Source organism: Halorubrum sp. Atlit-28R (genome assembly GCF_003665955.1).
Classification (GTDB): Archaea; Halobacteriota; Halobacteria; order Halobacteriales; family Haloferacaceae; genus Halorubrum; species Halorubrum tropicale.
In genome coordinates, this window is sequence record NZ_QPLS01000034.1 from 1 (window position 1) to 1,168 (window position 1,168).

2 protein-coding genes are annotated in these 1,168 nt (G+C 62.2%); both read right to left on the bottom strand.

The window, feature by feature from the left end:
- Positions 1-750 (bottom strand): phospholipase D-like domain-containing protein (locus tag DVK06_RS16615; protein WP_147438142.1); only part of this gene is annotated, 750 nt, incomplete at its 3' end.
- Positions 751-753: 3 nt separating this feature from the next.
- The coding region (locus DVK06_RS16620; protein WP_342764966.1) for a Zn-binding domain-containing protein at positions 754-1,168 on the bottom strand (415 nt) is incomplete at its 5' end.

The window sequence follows — 1,168 nt, forward strand, 5'->3', positions numbered from 1 at the left end:
GACGTAGTAGTGCGAGTCGTCGACGATGACGATTTTGGCGTGCGTGGCCAACCGCTGGAAACCGGTCTGCTCGTCTCGCTCATAGAGGTCACGAACCTCGAGCCGGTCGCGTCTATCCCCGCTGAGGTGGTAGATCTTGTTGAGCGAGCGGGCGAGTTGCCGGTCGGGATCCGATGTCTCCCGAGTCAGAATGCGAGTGTCGACGCCTCGCTTGGGAAGGCTCGCAAGGTCATTGAGGATGGACTCCTCGGGGTCGAAGTACGGGTTGGCAAGCCGGACAGTCTCCTCCGCCCCCAACACGAGCTCGCGGACACGGCCGGCCGTGTGGGACACGGCTTCGTCGTTGAGCAGGCTCACCTCATCAGGGATGGTGACAACCAAATTCACTTCATCGGCCGGTTGGGTGGGCCTTTGCTCGCGGTACTGGGCCGCAACGAGCTGCTTGTCCAGGACGGTGAGGGCCGCACCGGTGTCGATGAGGAAGTCGTACTCCACGTAGGATTTTCCTGCAGGCACCTCTTCTGCAGCGTCGTTCGCGCTCAGTCCGATCCAGAGGGCCTCGGCCTGTCGCTGACCGAGCTGGTTTTCAAGCGCGTCGTTGAGCTCGGCACGATTCGTCCGCACGCGCTCGGAGGCTTCATGTTGCTCACGGAGGTACCGGCGCACTTCCTGGATGAGGGTTGGCGACAGTACGTCGGCGATCGTAAAATCGAGGTCGGTCTCCGGGGATAAGTCTCCAGCCTTGACCATCGTTCAGATATCCCAGAACGGAGTGGAATCGTAGCCGCCCACCAGACGACGGCGGTCGAGGTACTCGTTCATCGACTCGCAGGAGACGGTGTTCAAGTGAAGACACGCGTGGCAGGCAGCACCGGTCTCATCTCGGCTACATGGGGGGTCGAGCAGGCACTGCTCGGTGTAGTCGATGGTGTGATCGACCCAGGGGTGGATGCGCGTCTCGAAGAGGGTGGCCATCCCGCCGAGCGCGAAGTGTTCCGCGCTCTTCGCGTACAGGACGATGGCCGGGATGGCAGGCATGATCATCTCAGAGATGCTCTCGGTGGCCAACCCGCACTGGTCGCTCGCCGTCGAGACGAGTGCGTGGCTCATGCTGTGGAGCAGCGTGTAGACCTCCTGTGTGGTGTCGTGCTCGACGGGCGTGAATGGG